Annotated in this window: 19 protein-coding genes and 1 pseudogene; 15 read left to right on the top strand and 5 right to left on the bottom strand. The window is 70.2% G+C overall.

The features are described 5' to 3' along the window. Positions 1–37: 37 nt before the first annotated feature. The 3 genes from GJ743_RS13280 to GJ743_RS13270 are packed head-to-tail and all read left to right on the top strand — an operon-like array spanning position 38 to position 3,928. Complete coding sequence (locus tag GJ743_RS13280) at positions 38–1,513, top strand: C-glycoside deglycosidase beta subunit domain-containing protein (protein WP_155052393.1); 1,476 nt, start codon at positions 38–40, stop codon at positions 1,511–1,513. Continuing rightward, positions 1,510–2,460, top strand: a complete 951-nt coding sequence (locus GJ743_RS13275; RefSeq protein ID WP_155052392.1) for an alpha/beta hydrolase — start codon at positions 1,510–1,512, stop codon at positions 2,458–2,460. Before GJ743_RS13280 ends, GJ743_RS13275 begins: the two co-directional genes overlap by 4 nt. A 4-nt stretch (positions 2,461–2,464) precedes the next feature. Beyond that, positions 2,465–3,928 (top strand): family 43 glycosylhydrolase, encoded by a 1,464-nt coding sequence (locus GJ743_RS13270; protein WP_328289176.1) that lies wholly within the window; start codon positions 2,465–2,467, stop codon positions 3,926–3,928. Here the strand turns inward: GJ743_RS13270 and GJ743_RS19660 are convergent. From GJ743_RS19660 to GJ743_RS13245, 5 genes and pseudogenes are all read right to left on the bottom strand, one after another. Beyond that, positions 3,921–4,817, bottom strand: a complete 897-nt coding sequence (locus GJ743_RS19660) for a DUF5597 domain-containing protein (protein ID WP_230386779.1) — start codon at positions 4,815–4,817, stop codon at positions 3,921–3,923. The genes GJ743_RS13270 and GJ743_RS19660 overlap by 8 nt on opposite strands. A 206-nt stretch (positions 4,818–5,023) precedes the next feature. Beyond that, a pseudogene (locus GJ743_RS20370) lies at positions 5,024–5,581 on the bottom strand (beta-galactosidase); the annotation flags it as partial. Further along, complete coding sequence (locus tag GJ743_RS13255; protein WP_155052388.1) at positions 5,578–7,794, bottom strand: glycoside hydrolase family 3 N-terminal domain-containing protein; 2,217 nt, start codon at positions 7,792–7,794, stop codon at positions 5,578–5,580. The pseudogene GJ743_RS20370 and the gene GJ743_RS13255, both read right to left, overlap by 4 nt. Positions 7,795–7,883: 89 nt before the next feature. After that, positions 7,884–9,185 carry an ABC transporter substrate-binding protein gene (locus tag GJ743_RS13250; RefSeq protein ID WP_155052387.1) on the bottom strand — a complete coding sequence of 434 codons (1,302 nt, stop codon included), beginning with the start codon at positions 9,183–9,185 and terminating at the stop codon, positions 7,884–7,886. 168 nt (positions 9,186–9,353) lie between these two features. After that, positions 9,354–12,143, bottom strand: a complete 2,790-nt coding sequence (locus GJ743_RS13245) for an alpha-L-rhamnosidase (RefSeq protein ID WP_196217001.1) — start codon at positions 12,141–12,143, stop codon at positions 9,354–9,356. A 186-nt stretch (positions 12,144–12,329) separates the two neighbouring features. Here GJ743_RS13245 and GJ743_RS13240 point away from each other — a divergent pair, with 186 nt between their 5' ends. From GJ743_RS13240 to GJ743_RS13185, 12 genes are all read left to right on the top strand, one after another. After that, the gene (locus tag GJ743_RS13240; protein WP_155052385.1) at positions 12,330–13,292 is read left to right on the top strand and encodes a carbohydrate ABC transporter permease; all 963 of its coding nucleotides are present in this window, start codon (positions 12,330–12,332) and stop codon (positions 13,290–13,292) included. A 2-nt stretch (positions 13,293–13,294) separates the two neighbouring features. Continuing rightward, entirely contained in the window at positions 13,295–14,131 is an 837-nt protein-coding gene (locus GJ743_RS13235; protein WP_155052384.1) for a carbohydrate ABC transporter permease, read from the top strand. Positions 14,132–14,249: 118 nt separating this feature from the next. Continuing rightward, positions 14,250–15,044 carry a TIM barrel protein gene (locus GJ743_RS13230; RefSeq protein ID WP_328289175.1) on the top strand — a complete coding sequence of 265 codons (795 nt, stop codon included), beginning with the start codon at positions 14,250–14,252 and terminating at the stop codon, positions 15,042–15,044. Further along, positions 15,041–16,591, top strand: a complete 1,551-nt coding sequence (locus GJ743_RS13225; protein WP_155052382.1) for a GMC oxidoreductase — start codon at positions 15,041–15,043, stop codon at positions 16,589–16,591. Before GJ743_RS13230 ends, GJ743_RS13225 begins: the two co-directional genes overlap by 4 nt. Positions 16,592–16,629: 38 nt before the next feature. Further along, positions 16,630–17,037 carry a C-glycoside deglycosidase beta subunit domain-containing protein gene (locus GJ743_RS13220; RefSeq protein ID WP_155052381.1) on the top strand — a complete coding sequence of 136 codons (408 nt, stop codon included), beginning with the start codon at positions 16,630–16,632 and terminating at the stop codon, positions 17,035–17,037. Next, complete coding sequence (locus GJ743_RS13215; RefSeq protein ID WP_155052380.1) at positions 17,034–18,146, top strand: sugar phosphate isomerase/epimerase family protein; 1,113 nt, start codon at positions 17,034–17,036, stop codon at positions 18,144–18,146. Before GJ743_RS13220 ends, GJ743_RS13215 begins: the two co-directional genes overlap by 4 nt. Beyond that, on the top strand, positions 18,143–19,180 hold the full coding sequence (locus GJ743_RS13210) for a sugar phosphate isomerase/epimerase family protein (RefSeq protein WP_155052379.1): 1,038 nt from the start codon (positions 18,143–18,145) through the stop codon (positions 19,178–19,180). Before GJ743_RS13215 ends, GJ743_RS13210 begins: the two co-directional genes overlap by 4 nt. A gap of 13 nt (positions 19,181–19,193) precedes the next feature. Further along, positions 19,194–19,976: a nuclear transport factor 2 family protein gene (locus GJ743_RS13205; protein WP_155052378.1), complete on the top strand. Its 783-nt coding sequence runs from the start codon at positions 19,194–19,196 to the stop codon at positions 19,974–19,976. A gap of 12 nt (positions 19,977–19,988) precedes the next feature. After that, on the top strand, positions 19,989–20,405 hold the full coding sequence (locus GJ743_RS13200) for a C-glycoside deglycosidase beta subunit domain-containing protein (protein ID WP_155052377.1): 417 nt from the start codon (positions 19,989–19,991) through the stop codon (positions 20,403–20,405). Beyond that, the gene (locus tag GJ743_RS13195; protein WP_230386778.1) at positions 20,402–21,577 is read left to right on the top strand and encodes a Gfo/Idh/MocA family protein; all 1,176 of its coding nucleotides are present in this window, start codon (positions 20,402–20,404) and stop codon (positions 21,575–21,577) included. Before GJ743_RS13200 ends, GJ743_RS13195 begins: the two co-directional genes overlap by 4 nt. A gap of 38 nt (positions 21,578–21,615) precedes the next feature. Continuing rightward, complete coding sequence (locus tag GJ743_RS13190; RefSeq protein ID WP_155052376.1) at positions 21,616–22,626, top strand: sugar phosphate isomerase/epimerase family protein; 1,011 nt, start codon at positions 21,616–21,618, stop codon at positions 22,624–22,626. A gap of 1 nt (position 22,627) precedes the next feature. After that, positions 22,628–23,479, top strand: coding sequence for a ThuA domain-containing protein (locus tag GJ743_RS13185; RefSeq protein ID WP_328289174.1), 852 nt, complete (start codon positions 22,628–22,630; stop codon positions 23,477–23,479). Positions 23,480–23,569: the final 90 nt, after the last annotated feature.

The raw sequence follows: 23,569 nt of genomic DNA, 5'->3' as shown, positions 1-23,569 counted from the left end.
ACCGCCATTCAGGACCACCCAGGACAGGACAGGAACCATGCCGAACGGACTCATCCAAGCCGACAGCCTGCGCACCCACCCCGAGGGCCTCGCCCTCTCGCTCACGCTGCCGTGGTACCGCAGCCTCTGGCTGTCGTCGGTGTCGACGCTGCGCCTCACGGTCGACGGCGAGGAGGTGCCCGCGGGCGACCTCGCGTTCGAGCTGGGCGGCGTACGGTATGCGCTCGAGGAGCTGCCCGAGCAGACCGAGGTGCTCTGGTACCTGCAGGCGCACCCGCTGCTCATCGCGAAGCGCGCCGAGCCGTTTGCGCTCGGCGAGACGCACGACGTCGAGGTGTTCGGCGAGCTGCGCCTGCCGTACATGCAGATCGCGCCCGGCGCCGACGGCGGGCCGGGCATGTACGTGCCCAACGTCGTGCGCCAGACCCTGACGCTGACGGCCACCGACCGCGACGCGCCGGCGCCAGCGACGGTGACGGATGTCGCGCCGCCGCCGCCCGCGACGGACGCCGACCCGTTCAAGCTCGGCCTCACGCTCTACTCCGCGAGCGCGGAGTTCCGCGCGGGCTGGTACGACTTCGACGGGCTGCTCGACCGGGTCGCGGAGCTCGGCATCGGCCCCGGCATCGAGATCGTGGCCTCGCAGGTGCTGCCGACCTACCCGGTCGTCTCCGACGAGTTCGTGCGCACGTGGCGCAACGCGTTCGACCGCCACGGGTTCGACGCCAGCTCGTTCGGCGCGAACCTCGACATGGGCCGCCGTCGCGACCGCGACATGACGCCCGACGAGGAGTTCGAGTTCAGCGAGACGCTCTTCCGCGGCGCGGCGAAGCTCGGCTTCCCGCTCGTGCGCATCCAGTCGGCGAAGCCCGAGCTGCTGCGCCGGCTGCTTCCGGTCGCCGAGGAGCTGGACCTCAAGCTGGGCTACGAGATCCACGCGCCGCTCGGCCCGAACGCCGACCCGATCCTGAAGGTCCGCGAGACCTACGCCGAGCTCGACTCGCCATTGCTCGGCTTCGTCGCCGACTTCTCCTCGACCATGCACGCGATGTCGCCGACGCTGCTGCGCGCCGTGCGCCGGGCGGGACTCGACGACGACGCCCTCGATCGCCTGCAGGCGATCTGGGCGACCGACGCGCCGATGCGCGAGCGGCAGGAGGAGTTCATCGGCTACCTCCGCGGCCGCGACTTCGACCCGGGGCGCCTCGGGTCGTTCGCCCACCTCGCCTTCAACATGCACGGCCACATCGACCCGCGCGAGTGGGCCGACATCATGCCGCAGATCCTGCACGTGCACGCGAAGTTCTACGACATCGACGACGAGGGCCAGGAGCCCGCGATCGACTACCCCGAGCTCGTGCGCGTCTTCGTCGACGGCGGCTACCGCGGCTACTGGTCGAGCGAGTGGGAGGGCCACGCGTTCGCCGAGCTCGGCGAGGTCGACCCGCTGCTGCTCGTGCGCCGCCAGCACGACCTGATCCGCGCGAGCATGCGGGCGGTGCAGCCGGCATGACCGAGGCCGCTCTCGAGGCGGACACCGCCGGCGTCCCCGACTTCCGGCGGATGCCGGTGCCGGATGCCATCCGATGGCTGGCCGAACACGGCGAGCCTGCCGACCCTCGGCCCGAGATCGACACGGCGTCGCTGGTGCGGCGATTCCCGCACCTCGCGAGCGTGGAGACCGAGGACCGGTCGGTCGACGGTCCGCACGGCCCGGTGCCCGTCCGGGTCCACCGGGACGCTTCCGCCACGCCGACCGGCCGCGCCCTGGTGTGGGTGCACGGCGGCGCCTTCATCGGCGGCCATCTCGACATGCCCGAGTCGAACTGGGTCGCGCGCGAACTCGCCGCGCGTGGCATCCCGGTCGTCTCGGTCGACTACGCCAAGTGCCTCGGCGACGTGCACTTCCCCGTGCCGTCCGACGACGTCCTCGCGGCGTGGCGGTTCGTGACGGATGCCGCGGCCGACCTCGTCGGCGTGGCGCCCGAGTCGCTCGTGCTCGGCGGCGCCAGTGCGGGCGGAGCGCTCACGGCGGGTGCGGTGACCCGCCTCCGCGACGCGGGCGAGCCGCTGCCCGCCGGGCTCGTGCTCGTCTATCCCGTGCTGCACCCGAACGGTCCGGAGGCCTCCGCCGACGTGGACCACGCATCGCCGCACGGTCAGCTCGCCCTGAACTACGCCGGCAGCGAGGCCGCGCTCGCCGACCCGCACGCGTTCGCCGGCCTCGGCGACGGACACGGCTTCCCGCCCACCCTCGTCGTGGTGTGCGAGCGGGACGAACTCCGCCCGTCCGGTGAGCGATTCGCCGAGACGCTCGCCGCTGCGGGCGTCGACGTCGACCTCCGCATCGAGGCGGGCGCCGCCCACGGGCACATCGACCATCCCGGCGACGAGGGCGCGTTGCGCACGATCGCCGCGGTCGCGGACTGGGTCGCACGCGACATCCGGAACCATGATTGACGCGGTGCACTTCACGAACCCGGTGCTCGGCGGCGACCGGCCCGACCCCTCCGTCATCCGAGTCGGCGACGAGTACTGGATGACGTACTCGTCGTTCCAGGCGGCACCCGGCCTGCCGCTGTACCGCTCGACCGACCTCGTGAACTGGACGTACGAGGGCTCGGCCCTGCCGCAACCGCTCGGCAATACGTTCGCGGTCGACATCGCCGAGCACGACGGCCGGTTCTTCATCTACATCCCGTTCATCCCGACGCCATGGTCGGAGCTGACCGAGCCATCGATCTTCGTGATCCACGCGCCCTCGATGCGCGGCCCGTGGTCCGACCCGATCGACCTCGGCATCCGGGGCGCGATCGACCCCGGCCACGTCGTCGGCGAGGACGGGCGGCGCTACCTCTTCGTCAACGGCATCCGGATGGTGCGACTCACCGACGACGGTCTGGCGACGGTCGGCGAGCTCGAGCAGGTCTACGACGGATGGCGCTACCCCGACGAGTGGGTCACCGAGGCGTACGCCCTCGAAGGCCCGAAGCTGTTCCATCGCGGCGAGTGGTTCTACCTCGTCAGCGCCGTCGGCGGCACCGCCGGACCGCCGACCGGGCACATGGTCATCGTCGCCCGCTCGCGCTCGGTGCACGGGCCGTGGGAGAACCACCCGGGCAACCCCATCGCCCGTACGCAGGATGCCCGGGAGCGCTGGTGGTCGCGCGGCCACGCGACGATCCTCCGCGGTCCCGCCGGAGACTGGTGGATGCTCTCGCACGGGCACGAGCACGGCTTCCGCACGCTCGGCCGCCAGATACTGCTCGAGCCGATCGCATGGACCGACGACGGATGGCCCGTGGCGGCCGCCGACCACATCGGCGCGCGGCAGGCGGCACCGGCGGGTGCCGCACCGCAGCGCCCGGCGTCGGGGTTCGCCGAGGACCTCGGCGCGTTCCTGCTCGGCGAGCGGTGGACCTTCCACGCTCCGTCGCCCGATGAGGCCGACCGGCTTCGCATCGACGACGGCCTGGTACTGCGCGCGCGGGGCGACGGGCCGTCCGGCACGTCACCGCTCTGCCTCGTGACCGGCGACCACTCCTACGAGATCGAGGTCGACGTGGAGCTGCTCGGCGAGGACCCGGTCGAGGCCGGCCTGCTGCTGTACTTCAACGACCGGCTGTTCTGCGGCTTCGGCATCGACGGCGAGCGCATGCCGAGCTACTCGGGCGGTCTCCGCACGCATTGGCGCGAGCCCGCCCCACCGGATCGGCGGATGCGCCTGCGGATCTGCAACGAGGAGCACATCGTCACGTCGTGGTACCGGTCGCCCGGCGAGGACTGGGTGCGGCACGCCATCCGCTACGAGACGTCGGGCTACCACGCGAACACGGCCGGCGACCTGCAGAGCCTCCGCCCCGCGATCTACGCGAGCGGCGATGGCGAGGTGCGCTTCCGCGACCTCCGCTACCGCCCGCTCAGCTGAACACTGCTCGCGGCTCGCGCCGCAGGAGCCGGATCCGCGCCGCTCCGACTCTGTGGGTCGGCAGGATCGCCAGCCGCTCATCACCATTGATGATCCGCCCCGCGGTCACGGAGCCCGCCTCCAGCAGGAGTTCCTGCACCGAGTCGATCTCGACGACGGCACCCTCCACGGCGAAGTCGATCGTGACGCCCTGGCCGACGATGATGAACGTGTCCGGCGCCTCCGCGATCAGGAGACCGAAGGGTCGGTGGTCTGCGGCGGCCGGCACCGGAGCCGTCGGCATCGTCTCGTCGGGCAGCGACAGCTCCGGTGCGGGTGCCTGCACTCCCGCGTCGAGCAGCATCCGCTGGAGCAGTGCCAGCGTGCCGCGCGCCGTGACCTGGAGCGGCCCCTGGGTGCGTACGGGCACCGCCTCCTGGCCGGGTTCGATGACGACGGCCGCGAGGGCGCCCCGGCGTCCCGCCGCGGTGACTTCGGACTCGAGCGCGGTCAGGAACGCGAGCACCGTCGCGACCTGCCCGGCGGGATTCGCTCGGTCGATGCCGAAGGCCGACCATCCGATCGCGCCGTAGGTGCCGATCGCGCGAACCAGCTCACCGGCACGCGGCCGGCTCTCCGGGACGAAGAGCGGCTGGCTCGCCGACGCGTACGTCCGCATCGCGCTGTCTGCGTCGTCGACGTAGAGGTCGGGACCCAGCAGTTCGAGAGAGGGTGCGCCCGTGCGCCAGACCTCCATGACGGGCGACGCCGGTCCGCCGCTCGGATACTGCCCTGGGTGTTCCTGGCCGGGCTGGGGCCCGAGCCACGCATTGGCGTACATCGGTATCCGCTTGATCGCCCGACCCCGCCGGGCGAGGTGCTCGACGTACGTGGAGAACGCCCAGGCCATGAACACCTCGTCGGCGCGCGCGTCCCCGCCGAACACCTCCGGCCACGAACCCGATCGGACGGCGCCGCGCTCCAGCAGAGGTCGTGCATCGCGGAGGAACCGCCAGAGCCGAGACGGTCGAGCAGTGCGGCGGGCACGGCCGCGCCCCAGGCGAGTTCGGCGAGCGGACCGCGGTCGCGGCTGTCCGCGAGCAGGCCCGACTCGTTCTCGACCTGGACCATCGCCACGGTGTCGTCGACGTCCATGACGACGAGGTGCCGCATGAGGGTCTCGAACGCGGCGGCGTCGGCATCTCGGAGTTCCGGGCTGAAGACCGAGAGCACCGGCTTCGCCGTCGCACCCGGATACGTGAACGCCGTGCGCCGTTGCGTGTCGACCTCCGCACGCGGGAACCGCCCGGCGTCGGCGCGGACCCAGCTCGGGGCGTAGGTCGACGCGGCGTTCTTGAACGCGCCGAACCAGAGCAGGACGAGTCGAAGCCCGTTCGAGCGCGCCTCCTCGAGCATCGCATCGACGAGCGAGAGGTCGAACGTCCCCTCCGTCGGCTCGAGCAGCGCCCAGCTCACCGGCGCCAGGACGGTGTTGCCGTTCATCCGGCGAACGTGGGCGAACGAATCGGCGATCGACTTCCGCGAGGACGAGGAGGAGTTGTGCACCTGTCCGCCGAGCAGGAGCGCAGGGCGCCCGCCGTGGAGCAACCGGAACCCGCCATCCCGCTCGATCGACCAGCCGCTCGGTGCCGTCGGGATCGTCGTGACCGTCATCGTGGGTCTCCTTCAAGGGTGGTGATCGAGGCGGGCCGCCCGCTGACGCGCAGTTCGACCGCCTGCGTGCGCTCGAGCGTCGGGCCGACGTGCAGTCGGAAGAGCCCGGGCTCGACGGCGAAGCGCGCGCCAGCGGCATCCGTCGCCCAGAAGCCGAGCTCACGTTCGCCGATTTCGAACGAGAAGGTCGCCGTCTCACCGGCGTCGAGCGTGCGCCGTTCGAACGCGACGAGCCGGCGGACGGGCGGCGCGATGCTCGCGACGACGTCCTCGACGAAGACGAGCAGCACCTCGTCGCCGCGACGATCGGACGTGTTCGTCGCGTCGATCGTGATGGTGAGACGAGCGCCCCCCTCGACTTCGCCGAGTGCGACCTCCTCGCGATCCAGCCGGGGCCGCCCGTGGGCGAAGCTCGCATAGCCCGAGCCGTGCCCGAACGCGAACTGCGGTCCGAGCTCGAGGTCGAGGTACTTCGACGTGTACTTCTCGTGCACGTTGTCGGGACCGTGAAGGCCGACGTCGGCGCTCGTCTCGGTCAGCGTGCCGCCGGTGGCGGCCGGACGTCCGGTGCGCTCGTGCGCGTAGTACACGGGCACCTGGCCGGCCGAGCGCGGGAACGACATGGGCAGGCGACCGGCCGGGTCGGCGTCGCCGAGCAGCACGTCGACGATCGCCGCGGATGCCTCGGTGCCGCCGTGCCACGCCTCGAGCACGGTCGGCGCATCGTCGATCCAGTCGGCGACCACGAGCGGCCGCCCATTTTCGAGCACGACCGCGAACGGCGTGGCCGTCGCGGCGATCGCCCTGATCAGGTCGGCCTGTCGGCCGGGAAGGCGGAGGTCGCTGCGCGAGGCCGCCTCGCCGGACAGTGAGCTCGGTTCGCCGGCGAGGAGGACCACGACGTCGGCGTCGCGTGCTGCCGCGACGGCGTCGGCGATGCCGCTGACGTCGTCGTCCAGGAACCCGACGCCCGGGACGACGCGCACGTCGACCTCCGGACGCCGCTCGCGGAGCTCGTCGGCGATGCTGCGAGCCGGCGCGGCGAACGACTGCGTCCATGCGCCGAGGTGGTCCGTCGACTCGGCGTAGGGCCCGGTCAGCAGCACGCGCCGCGGCTCGCGCAAGGGCAGCGTGCCGTCGTTCTTCAGCAGCACGCACGCTCGCGCGGCCGCCTCCCGCACCATGCGCCGGGAGTCGTCGGTCGGCTCGATGCGCTCGTCGGCCTCGGGCACGTACGGATCGTCGAAGAGGCCGAGCGCCTCCTTCAGCGCCAGCACCCGGGTGACCGCGTCGTCGATGCGAGCTGGGGCGAGCCGCTCAGGTGCAAGCACGGACGGGTCGAGCTCGCCGGGCGTGCCGCCCATCTCGATGTCGAGGCCGGCGGAGTAGGCCAGTCGCACGGCGTCCGCGAGGTCGGCCGCGACGCCGTGGGGGATCAGGTTCCGCACGCCGTCGGCGTCCCCGACGACGACTCCGTCGAAGCCCCACTCCTCCTTGAGGACGCCGGTCAGCAGACGACGGTTGGCGTGCATGGGCCGCCCCGCCACGGTGTTGAACGAGGCCATGACGGACGCCGTACCCGCATCGACCGCCGCGCGGAAGGGCTCGAGGTGCACGTTCCGGAGGCGGTGCTCGGAGACGTCCGCTGCGTCGTAGTCGCGCCCGCCCTCGGGTTGACCGTACGCCACAAAGTGCTTCGCGGTCGCCGCGATGGCGTCGGGCGCCGCGAGCGAGGCGCCCTGGTAGCCGCGCACCATCGCCCGGCCCATCTCGGCGGTCAGGTGCACGTCCTCACCGAAGCCCTCGACCGCGCGGCCCCAGCGCGGATCGCGCGACACGTCGAGCATGGGGGAGAACGTCCAGTTCGCGCCGCCCGAACGCGCCTCGGTCGCGGCGAGTCGCGCCAGCCGTTCCACCGTCACGGGGTCGAAGCTCGCGGCCTGCGCGAGTGGGACGGGCGCGATGGTGCGCTGCCCGTGGATGACGTCGAGCCCGACGAGCAGGGGGACACCGAGCCGGGTCTCCTCGACGGCGACCCGCTGCAGTGCGTTGGTCGCGGCGGCCGATCGCGGCCAGAACACCGAGCCGATGCCCTCGCGCACGAGCTTCGCGGCATCGTCGGCCCGGGGCCGGAACACGATCTGGAGTTGGCCGAGCTTCTCGGCGACGGTCATCTCGTCGACCAGGGCGCGGACGCGGGGGCTCGCGAACATGCGGTCTCCTTCATGGCTGGGACGCGGATCGCCGCCCGGGGCGCGAGGCCCCGAGCGGCGATCCGTCGGTGAGGGGATGTCCCCGCGGGTCACTGGTCCCAGGCGGCGTCCATCTCGTCGAGGATGCCGTCGACCGTCGTCTGCCCGGTGAGCAGGCCCTGCACGCCCGCGCCGAGCGCGTCGTACACCGCGGGGTTCGGCCAGGTCGCGTTCGGGAGGCCCGTGAAGGCGCCCGATTCGAGCAGGCCGCCGATGGGCTGGTAGATGGGGAGGAGGTCGTCGCCGGCGACGCCCGTGATCGGCACGGCGCCGAAGATGTCGGCGAAGGTCTTCGCCTGCTCGGGCTCGGCGGCCCAGTCGAGGAACTCCTGCACCGCCGCCTTCACGTCGTCATCAGCGGAGGCGTTGATCGCCCACGCGTAGTTCGCCGAGGCCATCGTGAACTCGCCCGCGCCGTCGGCCGGCGGGAACGCCTGCACGTCGGTCTCGAGGCCGGCGCCGGCGTTGATCGAGTTCGCCGCCGAGCCGGGAACCGGCGCGCTGAGCGCCGTGCCGCCGCCGATGCCGTTCGTGATGTTGTCGAAGGTGCCGCCCGCTGCGCCGTCCTGGAAGCAGCCGGCCTCGTTCAGCTCGACGAAGTCCTCGAGCGCGTCGCGCCATCCGCTGTCGGCGAAGGTGACGTCGCCCGCTGTGCGCTGCTCGTTCCAGTCGGGATCCTGTTCGTACACCCGGGTCGCGGAGAGGATCTGCGAGAACAGGCCGGTGTTGAACGGGACGGACCCGGCGATCACGAGGAAGCTCTTGCCGCCGTCGCGTGCCGTGGCACAGGCATCCAGCAGGTCCTCGTACGTCGCCGGGAACTCGTCGATGCCGACCTCCTCGGCCGCCGCCGGGTTGTAGACGAGGCCGACCGGCTGCAGCGAGGTGGGCTGGGCGTAGATCTCGCCGTCGACCTCGTACAGCGACTCGGTGCCCTCGGGGATGATCCCCGCCGAGGTGTCATCGAGCGGCTCCAGGAAGCCCGCCTCGGCGAGCGTGATGACCGAGATCGGCTGGCCGGTGCCCGGCGAGAGGATCATCGCGTCGGCGGCGTTGCCGCCCTGCAGCTGCGTGGTGACCTGCGTGTTGTAGGCCTCGGAGGGGTAGGGGATGACCTCGACCTCGACGCCGGTCTCCGTCGAGTACTGCTCGAGGAGCTGCGCGTAGGCGTCGTCGGTGTCGTTGGCCTGGGCGACCATGACGGAGAAGCTGTCGGCGGAGCCGCCGGCGGAGTCGCCTCCGTCGTCGTTCCCACCGCCGGAGCAGCCGGCGAGGACCAGTGCACCGGCGACCGGTGCGGCGAGGAGCGACCACCGGAGCTTGGCTGCGGGGTGCTGTGCGTGCTGTGGCATTTCGACCCTTTCGTGACGTCGTTGTCGCCAGCTCTGGGAGGCTGGCACGGCGCTCGGCCGTGGAACCAGCGTTGCACACATTCGCACGATTCTGACATTAGTATCGGTTATGCGGGGCAATAGTCCGGCTGATTCGGGCTGCGGGCACCGGGCCCCGCGTCGCCGATGTCAGAGATCGAACGAGACGGTGGCAGACCCCGATCCGAGGTCGGTCTCGGCGGCGACCTGCCGCGTCAGGCCGGCGCGTTCGAGCCGGATCCCTCGGGCCGACGCCGGCAGTGCGATCGTCGTGGTCGTGTTCGGCGGCACGTCCACGCGGAGTTCCACGCGCCCGTTCTCGAGCCGTTGCCACGAGGACGCCAGCCGCCCGCTCGGCGTGTCGACGTGCGCGGAGACCCGGGTGAGCCCGCACTCGAAGTCGGGTTCGATCCGTGATCGCCGGTAGCCGGGCTCGATGAGCTGCAGCCCGGCCAGGCGTCGGAAGATCCAGTCGTCGACGCAGCCGAAGGCGTAGTGGTTGAACGAGAGTTCGGTCACCGTGCCGTCCGTCCGGATCGCCTCCCAGCCCTCCCAGATCGTGGTGGCGCCCTGCGTCACCTCGTAGAGCCATGACGGCGCCGTCTCCTGGAAGAGGATCCTGCGCGCGAGGTCCCGCTGCCCGGTGTCCCAGAGCACGTCGAGCAGGTGCGGCACCGACAGGAAGCCCGTGTCGAGGTGGTCGTCTGCGCGCTTGATGAGCTCGACCAGTTGGTCGGCGACGAGCGGCACGAGGTCGTCGGGGACGAAGTCGAAGGCCAAGGCGAGCACGTACGGCCCCTGCAGGTCGCCCGGGATCCGGCCCTGCGAGTCGATGTACTCGTCGGCGAAGGCCGCGCGGACCGCCGAGGCTCGAGCGGCGAAGCGCTCGGCGTCCGCTGACCGTCCGAGGACGGACGCGATCTGCGACAGCCGGTCGAGCAGGTGGCCGTGGGAGAGGGAGCCGACGATCTCGCCGGTTCGGCGCGGGGCGTTGATCTGGTCGCCGTCCGGTCCGACGAGCGTGCTGGGCGCGAGCCAGTCGCCGAAGTTCGGCTCGTTGTTCCAGAGGTAGCGCTGGCGCGCGCGGCGCGCGTCGTCGAGTTCGACGCCGACGAGGCGCGGCGGGAGCCCGCGTTCGGCGCTCCGGATCTGGTACTCGGCCCAGGCGACCATGGCGGGGTAGTTCTCCTCCAGGACGCGGACGTCGTCGAAGTGCTCGTAGAGCACGTGGGGGACGATCGCGATCGCGTCGCCCCAGCCGGCCGAGGAGACGAGCAGCATGACGGGGTCGTCGTAGCTCGGAGGCGGCCCCTCGGCGATGAACCGCAGGGACGGCGGATCGGGCGAGATGTTGGTGATCCGTCCGTCCTCGAGTTGGTCGGCGCGGACGTTCGCGAGCCACCGGCTGAGGAACGGCGCGACCGCCATGTTCGTCGCGGCGGTCGGCGCGAACACCTGGATGTCGCCGGTCCACCCGTATCGCTCCCGCTGCGGGCAGTCGGTCGGGATCGAGAGGAAGTTGCCGCGCTGGCTCCAGCGCACGTTCTGATGGAGCCGGTTCAGCCGCTCGTCCGAGCAGCTGAACTCGCCGATGACCGGGAGGTCGGACGAGGTCACGACGGCCGTGAAGTCGTCGGGTCGGATGCCCTCGGGGAAACCCGTGAGGCGTGCGTACCGGAATCCGTGGAACGTGAACGTGGGAGTCCACGTCTCGCCGTCGTCGGCTCCGGCGAGCACGTAGACATCCGTCTGGTCCTTGTTCGGCCCGACGATGTTCATCAGGAAGTTCCCGTGTTCATCGAGCACCTCGGAGTGCTCCAGGCGCACGATCGCTCCGCGCGGTCCGCGGACCCGGAAGCGAATCATCCCGGCGATGACCTGTCCGAAGTCGACCACCGTCTCGGCCGCGGGAGTGCGGATGATCTCGACCGCGGGCAGTTCGAGCACCGGACGGACCGGCTCGCCGGCGAAGGGGACGAGCGGCTGGTCGACGTCGACGACCCGGACCTCGGACCAACCGGAGTCGTCGAAGCCGGGTCGGCTCCATCCGTCCCAGTCGACCCGGGCGTCGAAGCACTCGCCCACCGCGAGGTCGGCGTACCGGAGCGGCCCGTCCGTCGACGAGACCGCCGTGCCGTCCGAGAGGAGGGTGCTGGCGCGCCCGTCGGCGTAGGCGAGTCTGAGCTGCCACGTCGCCCGGAGGCGTTCGCCGTAGTGACGACTGGAGCCGAGGATGCCCACGCGCCCGGCGTACCATCCGTCCGACAGCGTCAACCCGAGGACGTTCTCACCTCGACCGACGAGGCCGGTGACGTCGTAGACCTGGAACGAGAGTCGCCGGTCGTAGCTGTCGTTGCCCGGTGCGAACAGCTCATCCGAGACGGGAGACCCGTTGATCTCGGCGCGGTAGATGCCGTGCGCCGTGGCGTACAGCCGGGCCCGGACGACCTCGCCGTCGACGTCGAACCGCTGGCGGACGTAGGGAAGCGGGTGCAGTCGATCCTCCGGCGGGGAGTCGATCCGGAGCGAATGCAGGTCCTGGAAGCGCGCGGCGCCGTCGGGTCGGACGGGGGCCTGCTCGGGTTCGATCCACGGCGCAGTCCAGGGCTCGTCGCCGAGCAGGGTCGTCTCGAATTCGGAGTGCGCCCAAGCGGTCGGATCGCTCCTCCCGGCGAGCCACGAGCGCACGCGCCACCCGTACCTCGTCGCCGACCGGAGTACGTCGCCCCCGTGCTCGACGAGCGTGGTCCGCGAGGACGGAACGCGACCGCTTCGCCACGCCGGTGCGGATCGGTCGAGGTCGACGACCTCGAGCTCGTACGCGGACTGCGTCAGGTCGTGCTCCGTCGTGGCGAAACGCCAGGAGTACCGAGGGCGGGCGGTCCAGACGCCGGTCGGCGAGGTCAGATGCTCCACGCCCAGATCGCCGATGTCGACCATCGAGACTCCTTTGAATCGATTCATGCCTACCGGTCCAGCCTATGCCGCTCCACGCCATCACTGGGGCGTTCCTACTTATACGCGGCATCGAGATGACTAATGTGTGTTTTCGACACAAGCGTGGGAGAGTGGCCATAACGCGCTTCGATCCGCTGAGGCGCCGCGACGACGATGTCAGGAAGCGAAATGACTGTGACGACGCAGGACAGCACCCGCACCATCACCGTGCCGCCCGCCGCCCGCAATACTCCGCCGCCCAGGCCGCGTGGCGGCCGGAAGCCGCTCATCCAGTTCGGGCACTGGTGGTGGGCACTCCCCGCGGTCGCGGCCGTCATCGGCGTCCACTACGTCGCAACGCTCACGGGCGGATTCTTCGCGTTCACGAACTGGACCGGCCTCGGCGACTGGGACTTCATCGGCCTGGCCAACTTCGAGCGCATCTTCAGTGATCCTCAACTCCTCGGATCGGTCTGGAACACCCTGTTCCTCGCGTTCGGCTCGGTCATCCTGACCAACGTCTTCGGCCTGCTCTACGCGCTCGCGATCAACCGCATGCTGAAGACCCGGTACATCCTGCGCACGCTGCTCTTCATGCCGGTGGTGCTCAGCCCGCTGGCCGTCGCGTACGTCTGGAAGTTCATCTTCCAGTTCGACGGCCCGCTGAACGGATTCCTCGGCCTCATCGGACTCGAGGAGTTCCAGAAGGTCTGGCTCGCCGACCCCACCTGGTCGATCTGGGCCATCCTGATCACCGTCGTGTGGCAGCAGACCGGGTTCGTCATGGTCATCTACCTCGCCGGACTCGCGAGCGTGCCGATCGAGGTCGAGGAGGCCGCTGCGCTCGACGGCGCAGGGATCTGGGGCCGCTTCCGGCACGTCGTGGTCCCCGCCATCCGCCCCTCGATCGCGATCGCCACGACGCTCGGCATCATCCAGGGCCTGCGGATCTTCGACCAGATCCTGGCGCTCACGGGCGGCGGGCCCGCCGGGGCCACCGAGACCCTGGCGACGGAGGTCTACAAGCAGGCGTTCTCGCTCGGGCAGTTCGGCTTCGGCTCGTCGCTCGCGCTCGTGCTCACGCTCATCATCCTCGTGTTCGCGATCCTCCAGCAGTACGTCACCCGCGACCGCGACGCCGGAAAGGCCTGAACATGTTCCGATACACCAAGCTCACCGCGCTCCGCGAGGTCCTCGTCTGGATCGTGACCCTGGTCGGCCTCCTTCCGCTCTATCTCCTGGTCGTGACCTCGCTGAAGACCGACCAGGAGGTGCTGACCACCAGTGCGGTCGCTCTGCCCTCGTCGGTCGACTTCAGCGCGTTCGTGGAGGTGCTGACGTCCACCGGGCGCAACAGCATCCCGATGAGCATCCTGAACAGCGTGATCATCACGGTGGGGGCGATCGCCGGACTCGTGCTGCTCGGGTCGCTGACCGCCTACGTCATCGCCCGCCGCACGCGCACCTGGACGAACGTCACGTTCTACCTGGTCCTCATCGCGATCATCCTGCCCGCGCAGCTCGGCACGGTGCCGCTCTACATCGGTGCGCGGTCGGTCGGCCTCACGGGCAACGCGCTCGGCATGATCCTGCTCTGGATCGGCATCCTGCTGCCGCTCTCGATCTTCCTGTACGCGAGCTTCTTCCGCGGTCTCACGACGGAGTACGAAGAGGCGGCCGTGATCGACGGTGCCACACCGACCCAGGCGTTCTTCCGGGTCGTGCTGCCGCTCATGTCCCCGGCGACGGGCACCGTGGCGATCCTCGCGGGACTCATCGTCTGGAACGACTTCTTCAACTCGCTGATCTTCCTCGGCGGCTCCGAGACGCAGACGCTGCCCGTCGCGATGTACACGTACGTCGGCGGCCTGGTGTCGGCGTGGAACAAGATCTTCGCCGTCGTGATCATCTCGATGATCCCGATCCTCGCCTTCTACATGTTCGCCCAGAAGCGCTTCATCCAGGGTTTCGCCGGAGGTCTCAAGGGCTGAGGTCCGTCGCGGACCTCCACCGATTCGAGGACGGCCGGATCGTCGAGCACCGGACCTGCTGCCGCAGATCCAGTGCATGCCGCCCACGACCCCTTTCCACTCGACACCAGGAGAGCACGTGTACCAGCTCGCACCCAACATCGAACTCCTCTTCACCGAGGCCGGCGACTACCACGACCGCGTCCGCGCCGCCGCCGCGGCCGGATTCACCGCCGTCGAGATGTGGGGGCCGACCGGCGTCGACGCCCCGGCGACGCCGAAGGACCTCCCTGCGCTCAAGGCGGCGCTCGAGGAGACCGGCACGCAACTGACGGCACAGCTCTCTGAGCCGCGCACGCAGTTCATGATTCCGCCGTGGGACCACTCGGAGTTCTTCCGCAAACTCGACGAAGGCGTGGAGATCGCACATCTGCTCGGCACGCCGCGGATCGTGGTCGGCAGTGGGACGGGCTTCGGCGGCTGGAAGCGCCAGGTCCAGTTGGACAAGCTCGTCGAGATCTACCGGAAGGCGATCGCGCAGATCGACGGATCGGACGTCACGCTCGTCCTCGAGCCGGTCAACGTCCGCGTGGACCACCCGGGCTCACTGCTTGATCGCACGAGCGAGGCCGCCTACGTCGCACGTGGCGTCGACTCGCCCTTCTTCGGCGTGCTCTACGACATCTACCACTCGGCAGTCGAGGGCGAGGACATGGCGACCGAGCTCGCGAATGCCGGCGACCTCGTCAAGTACGTCCAGCTCGCCGACACGCCGGGCCGCGGCGAGCCGGGCTCGGGATCGCTCGACTGGGCCGCGACGCTCGGCATCCTTCGCGCGTCGGGGTACGACGGCCCGATCGGGCTCGAGTACTACCCGACGCAGGCATCGGAGGCGTCCGTCGCGCTCATCCGCGAACTGGCGGTGTCCGCATGACCCGGTACCCGGCGTACGTCGACGTCGCGATCGTCGGCAGCGGCCCGACCGGCGCGGCGTACGCCCGCATCCTGAGCGAGGAGGCACCGGACGTTGCCATCGCGATGTTCGAGGTCGGCCCGACGGTCTCCGATCCGCCTGGTGCGCATGTCAAGAACATCGAGAACCCGGTGGCCCGCGCCGCCGCACAGCGCGCGTCCGAGGGCCCCGGCTCCGGCGCCGACACCGTGAGCTCGCCCGGTGCGGTCAAGAGCGGCGAGCGCCGGGCTCGCCCGGGCACGTTCCTACTCGACGAGGGCTATGCGTTCCCGGGCGAGGACGGCCTTCCCGTCGTCGCCATGTCGAGCAACGTCGGCGGCATGTCCGCGCACTGGACCGGCGCGTGCCCGCGGCCCGGGGGCCGCGAGCGCATCGCGTTCCTGCCCGACCTCGACGACCTGCTCGACGAGGCCGACCGACTACTCGGCGTCACCACCGACGCGTTCGACGGTGCGCCCTTCACGGGCCTCGTCCGCGAGCGGCTCGCGGCCGCGGTCGACGACGGCCGCGAGGCGGCGGCGCGCGTGCAGCGGATGCCGCTCGCAGTGCACCGACGCCACGACGGTCGGCTCGTGTGGTCCGGCTCCGACGTCGTCCTGGGCGAGGCGACCCGCAGCAATCCGCGGTTCGCGCTGCACGACGAGTCCCTCGTCAGGCGCGTGCTCGTCGAGGACGGCCGTGCAGCGGGCGTCCTCGTGCGCGACCTGCGGACGGGGGAGGAGCACCAGGTCCGCGCCCGCGCCGTCGTCGTGGCGGCCGATGCGTTGCGCACGCCGCAGCTGCTGTGGGCCAGCGGCATCCGCCCCGACGCACTCGGGCGGTACCTCAACGACCAGACGCAGGTCGTCTTCGCGTCGCGCATCCGCGATGTCGGGCCGGGCGAGGGCGCCGAACACACCGCGCCACCCGAGGGCGGCCTCAGCGAGCAGAGCGGCGTCAGCTGGGTGCCCTACACCGACGAGCAGCCCTTCCACGGGCAGATCATGCAGCTCGACGCGTCGCCCATCCCGCTCGCGGAGGACGACCCCGTCGTGCCCGGCTCGATCGTGGGTCTGGGCCTCTTCTGCGCGAAGGACCTGCAGCGCGATGACCGCGTCGAGTTCAGCGACGACGAGGTCGACGCGTACGGCATGCCGGCGATGCGCATCCACTACCGGCTGACGGATCGCGATCACGAGGTGCTGGAAGCGGCGCGCGAGGAGATCGTGCGCCTCGGCGCAGCGGTCGGCGAGCCGCTCGACCCGCGCCCGTTCACGATGCCCCTCGGGGCCTCGCTGCACTACCAGGGCACGACGCGCATGGGTGAGCGAAACGACGGCGAGAGCGTCTGCAGTCCCGAGAGCGAAGTCTGGGAGGCGCCGGGCGTGTTCGTCGCCGGGAACAACCTCATCCCGACCGCGACGGCGTGCAACCCGACGCTCACCAGCGTCGCGCTGGCGATCCGCGGAGCCCGCGCGATCGCCCGCGAATTCGCGGCGAAGCTTGCTTCCGTCGAAAACAGACATTAGATTGTAGGAATCATGACGAAGAAGTCGAGGAGGTCCGCATGATCGCCGACCGCATCATCGAACAGGGCACGCTCATCACCGATGGCACGCGCGTGTCCGTCGAGGTCCGCATCCCCTGGTATCGCGCACTGCCCGGCTCCTGCATCGCCGGTGCCGCCCTGTCGATCGACGGCGTCGAGGCGCCCGCCGCCACGCTCCGCTGGGGCATGAACGGCCGCACCTTCACGTTCGACGAACTCGTCGGCGAGACGGGCGAGTGGTGGTTCCCGACCGACTCCGCGGTGCTGTCCGGCGACCTGGTCGTCGCAGCGGATGCCGCGGAGCACGAGGTCCGCGTCGACCTGACGCTCTACATCCCGTACATCATCATCGGCGACGACGAGACGCTCCACATCGAGGAGCACGACGTCAAGACGATGCCGGCACGAGAGGCGGTGGCGGCATGACCGCGCTCGGCACGCCCATCCAGGGCGTCACGCTCTACAGCTTCACCCGCGCCTTCCACGGTCGGGAGTACGACCTCGAGGGACTGATCCGCAAGGTCGCCGCCGACGGGTACGGCCCGGGCCTCGAGATCATCGGGTTCTCGAGCTTCCGCGGCTTCCCCGAGATCGACGACCGCTTCGCCGGCGAGTTCCGCGACCTGGTCGACGAGGTCGGACTCGTGACGACCTCGCTCGCTGTGAATGCCGACATCGGCATCCACCGCGACCGGCTGCTCGACCAGGACGAGCTGATCGAGTACATGACGCGGCAGATCCAGGCGGCGGCGAAGCTCGGCTTCCCGATCGCGCGCGTGCAGATCTCGATCACGCCCGACTCGATGGAGCGACTGGCTCCGATCGCCGAGCGCCACGGCGTGACCCTGGCCCTCGAAGTGCACGCCGACCAGTACGCGTCCCACCCGAGGATCCTCGCGCTCCGCGACCGGTACGAGCGGGTCGGCTCGCCGTTCCTCGGGTTCACGGCCGACTGGGGCGCGACCGTCTCCGGCTTCGCCCCGTCGCTGCTCGAGGCGTACCGCCGCCGTGGCGCGTCGGAGGAACTCCTGAGCCGGGTCGTCGCGCTGTGGGATGAGTTCTCCGAGCAGGGCCCCCCGGCCGACCAGGCCGATCACGGCCAGCGCTTCGGTCGCTTCATCGGCCTCGCCGCGCAGAACGGGCGCCCCGACCTCGGCATCGACTTCGCGATCAACGGCACCGGGCTGTTCGGTCCGGCGCGCGTCGACGACTGGCTGGAGATCATGCCGTGGATCAAGCACGTGCACGGCAAGTTCTTCGGCATCGATGAGCACGGCGAGGAGCCGTCCGTCCCCGTGCGCGACCTCATCGGCCTGCTCGTTCGGAACGGATACTCCGGAGCTGTGTCGAGCGAGTACGAGGGCTGGCACTGGAACAACTGGCAGTCGCCGTTCGAGATCATCGCCGCAGAGCAGGCCGTGCAGCGCTCCGCTGCGCAGAACGCCGGCTCGCGCATGATCACGGATGCCGCCGAAGCCCGCGCCGCTCTCGCGAACCACCTCCCGCACGCCCTCATGAAGGAGACGAACGCATGACCGACGGCATCGCCGGCACCGGCATCCGGCTGGGCACGACCCTCTACTCGATGACCAGCGAGTTCGCCGCAGGCCAGTACACGCCCGAGACGCTCATCGCCGCCGTCGCCGAGGCCGGCATCGGACCGGGCGTGGAGTTCAACATCGCGCAACTGCTCCGCACCTACCCCGACGTCGACGCGGACTTCGTCAGGCTGTGGTTCGACTCGCTGGACCGGTACGGGCTCGAGGCGAGCGCCGTCGGCACCAACCTCGACATGGGGCGCCGCAAGGACCGCGACATGACGCCGGACGAGGAGCACGAGTTCTTCGCGCGGCAGTTGAAGACCGCGAACACGCTGGGGTTCACGACCGTCGTGATCCGTTCGGCCGGAAAGGAGCTGCTGCGCAGCCTCCTGCCGCTCGCGGAGCAGTACGACCAGCGACTCGCCTACGAGATCCACGCCCCCGAGGGGCCGAACAGCCCGAAGGTGCTGCAGATCCGCGAGCTGTACGAGGAGCTCGGCAGCGAGCGGCTCGGATTCACCGCCGACTTCTCCTCCACGATGCACAGCCTGTCGCCGCGACTGCTCGGCACGCTCCGGCAGATGGGGATGCCCGAGCAGTACTTCCCCGTGATGGACGAGATCTGGCGGAAGCCGCTGCCGATGCACGTGCGCAACCAGGAGTTCGAGGACTTCCTCACCGCGGAGGGCGTCGACTTCCTCCGCTTCGGCCCGTTCACCCGGCTCGCGTTCAACATGCACGGTCTCGTGCCCCCCGAGGAGTGGCTCGACATCATGCCGCAGACCTTCCACGTGCACGCGAAGTTCTACGACATCGACGAGCACGGCGACGAGCCGGCCATGGACATCCCGCGCATCGTCCGCCAGTTCGTCGTGGGCGGCTACCGCGGCTACCTCTCCAGCGAGTGGGAGGGGCACGCGTTCTCCGATCTCGGAGAAGCCGACCCGATCGACCTCGTGCAGAAGCAGCACGTGCTCATGCGACGTGCCATCGAAGAGACCGTCGCCGCGGCATCCGTCACGGCCTGAATCAGGGAGCAGCATGTCAGACACGGCAGTCACGACCACGCTCGAGGAACTCGCCGCCGAGGTCTCGCGCCTCCGCGGGGAGGTGGCCGATGCCAGCCGCCTCGCGCGGCGCGCCGAGGACCGCGGCCAGGTCGAGAACCTCTTCAACCGCTACATGCACCTGCACAACGCCTTCCAGGACGAGCAGATCGTCCCGTTGTGGGTGAAGCGCGGCACGCCCGGCATCCGAGCGCGCTACACCAACGCCGGACAGTACACGGACTACGACAGCGTCATCCGCTACCACCAGGGTCGTCCGACGCCCGTCGGCAAGCTCATCCTGCACGCCACGACCACGCCCGTGATCGAGGTCGCCGCCGACGGCGAGACGGCCAAGGGCGTGTGGATCATGGCCGGCACCGAGTCGGGGCTCACCGACCCCGAGGTCGCGAGGGCCTTCCCCGACATGTACTCGCCCGGCGAGGTGCAGGGCAAGAAGGTCTGGGCGCACTGGGTGTGGTGCAAGTACGCCATCGACTTCCTCCGCCAGGACGGCGAGTGGAAGATCTGGAAGTTCCGCTGCTACGAGCTCGCCCGCGCACCGTTCCACGAGGACTGGATCAGTTTCGGCGAGAAGAACCAGGCCGCGTTCGACCTCGACCTCATGTACTTCGGCGACGACGGCACGCCCGTCTTCATGCCGCCGGCCGACGAGCCGGTGCCGACCGAGTACCACCCGTACCACCCCTCGACCCGTCAGACGCTCGAGCCGGCGCCGCCCGTGCCGCACGAGACGTTCACCGACACGTTCAAGTAAGGCAGGCACCCCATGGCCACTCACAACTCGCTCTTCGGCGAGCACGACGTGCGGCGCACCGACCACGGCATCGCCGTCTCGGTGCAGCTGCCCTGGTACCGCAGCCTGTGGCTCTCGGCGGTCGACGATGTCGCGGCATCCGTCGACGGGACGGAGATCCCGCGCGACCGGTTGCGGTTCGTGCTCCAGGGTCGCGAATACCGCATCGAGGAACTCCCGGAGCAGTGGGAGACCCTCTGGTTCGTCGCCGACCGGCCCGACGTCGTCATCGACCTCGGCCGAACCCCGGAACCGGGGGAAACCCTGACCGTCGAGGTCGTGCTGACCATGCGCCTGCTGTACATGCAGATCATGCCCGGCGTCGACGGCGGTCCCGGCCGCTACGTCACCAACCGGGTGCCGGTCGAGCGCGAACTCGTCCTCGCATGACCCTGCGGGTGGCCATGATCGGCCACGGGTTCATGGGCGCGGCGCACTCGGTGGGCTGGCGCCAGGCGCCGCGGGTGTTCGACCTGCCCGACGACGTCGAGATGGCCGTGGTCGTCGGACGCGACGCCGACGCCGTGGCGCGGGACGCAGCGCACTGGGGCTGGGCCGAGTCGGCGACCGACTGGCGCGATGTCGTCGCCCGCGACGACATCGACATCGTGGACATCGTGACCCCCGGAGGCTCGCACGCCGAGATCGCGATCGCGGCGCTGGAGGCCGGCAAGCACGTGCTGTGCGAGAAGCCGCTGGCGAACTCGGTCGAGGACGCCGAGGCGATGACGGATGCCGCGGCGCGCGCGTCGGCGCGCGGGGTGCGCGCGCTCGTCGGCTTCACCTACCGTCGCCTCCCGGCGGTCACGCTCCTCCGCGACCTCATCGCAGAGGGGCGAGTCGGCCGCGTGCAGCAGGTCCGCGCGGCGTACCGGCAGGACTGGCTTGTCGATCCGGCGATGCCGCTCGCGTGGCGACTGCAGAAGGAGCACGCCGGTTCGGGCGCACTCGGCGACATCGGAGCGCACCTCATCGACATGACCCGGTTCGTGACGGGGCAATCGATCGACGCGGTGTCGGGCACCCTGGACACGATCATCGCCCGACGACCGTTGCAGGGGTCCGGGTCGGGGCTCTCGGGCGTCGCCGCCGAGGGCTTCGGCGAGGTCACGGTCGACGACGTCGCGATCTTCACGGGTCGCCTCGCGGAAGGTGCGCTCGCCTCCTTCGAGGCCACGCGGTTCGCGACCGGGCGCAAGAACGCACTCACGATCGAGGTATCGGGTGATGCCGGCGCACTCGCGTTCGACCTCGAGCGCTTGAACGAACTGCAGTACTTCGATCGCTCCGCCCCGGAGGGCGTGCAGGGATTCACCACGATCCTCGTCACCGAGCCGTCGCATCCGTACGTGTCGGCCTGGTGGCCGGCGGGTCACACGCTCGGGTACGAGCACGGATTCGTCCACCAGGCGAAGGATCTCGTCGAGGCCGTCGTCGCCGGCACCGACCCGCATCCGTCCTTCGCGGACGGGCTCGCCGTGCAACGCGTGCTCGACGCCGTCGAGCGGAGCGCCGAGCGCGACTCCGCGTGGACCTCCGTGGGTGAACCCGCCCGCCACTAGTCCGAGGCATCGAACCGAAACGAGACGAAGGAGACGCGATGTCGCGCCCGATCACCCTGTTCACCGGCCAGTGGGCCGACCTGCCCTTCGAGGAGGTGGCCCGCCTCGCCGGCGAATGGGGCTACGACGGCCTCGAGATCGCCTGCTGGGGCGACCACATCGACGTCTCGCGGTGGGATGAGGCGGCGTACGTGCAGTCGCGCCTGGACATCCTCGAGCGGAACGGCCTGAAGGTCTGGACCATCTCGAACCACCTCGCGGGCCAGGCGGTCTGCGACGACCCGATCGACCAGCGGCACCGCGACATCCTGAACGATCGGGTCTGGGGCGACGGCGACCCGGAGGGCGTGCGACAGCGCGCCGCCGACGAGCTGAAGGACACCGCCCGCTTCGCGGCCGCCTTGGGCGTCTCGACCGTCACCGGGTTCACCGGGTCGTCGATCTGGAAGTACGTCGCCATGTTCCCGCCCGCGAGCGATGAGATGATCGCCGCCGGCTACCGGGACTTCGCGGACCGGTTCGACCCGATCCTCGACGTGTTCGAGGAGGTGGGCGTGCGGTTCGCGCTCGAGGTGCACCCATCGGAGATCGCCTACGACTACTGGACGGCGCAGGCGACGCTCGACGCGATCGGCCGGCCGGAGGTGTTCGGATTCAACTTCGATCCCTCGCACTTCATCTGGCAGCAGCTCGACCCGGTCGCGTTCGTCCTCGACTACGCGGACCACATCTTCCACGTCCATGTGAAGGAGTCGGTCACGAACCTCGACGGCCGCAACGGCGTGCTCGGATCGCACCTGCCGTGGGCGAACCCGCGTCGCGGGTGGACCTTCGTGTCGACCGGTCACGGCGCGGTGCAGTGGAATCCGCTGTTCCGGGCGCTGAACGCGGTCGGGTACGACGGCCCGACGAGCGTCGAGTGGGAGGACGCCGGCATGGATCGCCTGGTCGGCGCGAAGCAGGCGATCGCGTTCGTGCGCGACCTCGCCGAGATCACTCCGTCCCACGCCGCGTTCGACGCCGCGTTCTCGACTCGGTCGGAGGGCTGATGTGGCCGACGTCCTGAACGTCCTCATCCTCTCGGGCCACATGACCCGCGAGCACGACAACGAGTTCCGCAGCTTCCGCCGGCACAACGAGTGGCTGACGACGCTCCTCGAGGACACCGGGCGGTTCCGCGTCCGCGTCGTCGAGGATCCGCGGGGGCTCGGCGCCGAGGTCATCGACCGGTACGACGTCGTCATCGTCGTCTTCGAGGGGCGCGACGGGTACCACGAGAAGGCCGTCGGGTTCGGCCCCGAGACGGATGCCGCGTTGCTGCGCTTCGTGCACGACGACGGCCAGGGCATCGTGTGGTTCCACGGCTCGGCGGCGCAGGAGGACGACTGGGGCTACCCGGAGGAGTACAACCTCATGCGCGGCTCCAAGTTGACGGTCGCCGGCGGTCTGCGGCCTCGACCGTGGGGCGAGGCGCTGTTGCGCACCGCCGATCCGCGGCATCCGATCACCGAGGGCATCAGCGAGACCTGGACGGTGACGGGCGATGACATCCTCACCGGCGTCGAACTGTACGAGGGCGCGCAGGTGCTGCTCACGACCTTCGACGACCTGGAGTCGTACGAGCGAGCTCCGATGTGGCCGATGTCGCACTACCCGGTGGCGATCCCGCCCGAGGGCGTCGCGGCGCTGCCGGGCATGAACACCGACCAGCCGATCGCGTGGATCAACGAGTACGGGGCGGGCCGCTCCTTCACGATCACGATCGGCCACGACATCGACACGTTCCGTCGGATCGAGTTCATCCGGATGTTCCCGCGTGGCGTCGAGTGGGCGGCGACGGGCGAGGTGTCGCTCGAGGGCCCGGACCGGCGGGGCGAGCGCCGCTTCCTGCCCTGGCCGTAATACGCCCACGAGGGCTGACGCCCGCCGACGGTCGAGCGTCGAATCGGGCGGCCGACGAGGTAGCCGCGGTGCTTATGTCCTGAATAGCAA

Source organism: Agromyces bracchium, assembly GCF_009709675.1.
GTDB lineage: Bacteria > Actinomycetota > Actinomycetes > Actinomycetales > Microbacteriaceae > Agromyces > Agromyces bracchium.
Note: the sequence above shows the minus strand (reverse complement) of the source record. Positions and strands in the feature narration are given on the sequence as shown.

Coding starts and splice junctions, on each gene's coding strand:
- GJ743_RS13280 (WP_155052393.1), top strand. CDS start 38: ATGCCGAACGGACTCATCCAAGCCGACAGCCTGCGCACCCACCCCGAG.
- GJ743_RS13275 (WP_155052392.1), top strand. CDS start 1,510: ATGACCGAGGCCGCTCTCGAGGCGGACACCGCCGGCGTCCCCGACTTC.
- GJ743_RS19660 (WP_230386779.1), bottom strand. CDS start 4,817: ATGGCCTGGGCGTTCTCCACGTACGTCGAGCACCTCGCCCGGCGGGGT.
- GJ743_RS13255 (WP_155052388.1), bottom strand. CDS start 7,794: ATGTTCGCGAGCCCCCGCGTCCGCGCCCTGGTCGACGAGATGACCGTC.
- GJ743_RS13250 (WP_155052387.1), bottom strand. CDS start 9,185: ATGCCACAGCACGCACAGCACCCCGCAGCCAAGCTCCGGTGGTCGCTC.
- GJ743_RS13245 (WP_196217001.1), bottom strand. CDS start 12,143: ATGGTCGACATCGGCGATCTGGGCGTGGAGCATCTGACCTCGCCGACC.
- GJ743_RS13240 (WP_155052385.1), top strand. CDS start 12,330: ATGACTGTGACGACGCAGGACAGCACCCGCACCATCACCGTGCCGCCC.
- GJ743_RS13235 (WP_155052384.1), top strand. CDS start 13,295: ATGTTCCGATACACCAAGCTCACCGCGCTCCGCGAGGTCCTCGTCTGG.
- GJ743_RS13225 (WP_155052382.1), top strand. CDS start 15,041: ATGACCCGGTACCCGGCGTACGTCGACGTCGCGATCGTCGGCAGCGGC.
- GJ743_RS13220 (WP_155052381.1), top strand. CDS start 16,630: ATGATCGCCGACCGCATCATCGAACAGGGCACGCTCATCACCGATGGC.
- GJ743_RS13215 (WP_155052380.1), top strand. CDS start 17,034: ATGACCGCGCTCGGCACGCCCATCCAGGGCGTCACGCTCTACAGCTTC.
- GJ743_RS13210 (WP_155052379.1), top strand. CDS start 18,143: ATGACCGACGGCATCGCCGGCACCGGCATCCGGCTGGGCACGACCCTC.
- GJ743_RS13205 (WP_155052378.1), top strand. CDS start 19,194: ATGTCAGACACGGCAGTCACGACCACGCTCGAGGAACTCGCCGCCGAG.
- GJ743_RS13200 (WP_155052377.1), top strand. CDS start 19,989: ATGGCCACTCACAACTCGCTCTTCGGCGAGCACGACGTGCGGCGCACC.
- GJ743_RS13195 (WP_230386778.1), top strand. CDS start 20,402: ATGACCCTGCGGGTGGCCATGATCGGCCACGGGTTCATGGGCGCGGCG.
- GJ743_RS13190 (WP_155052376.1), top strand. CDS start 21,616: ATGTCGCGCCCGATCACCCTGTTCACCGGCCAGTGGGCCGACCTGCCC.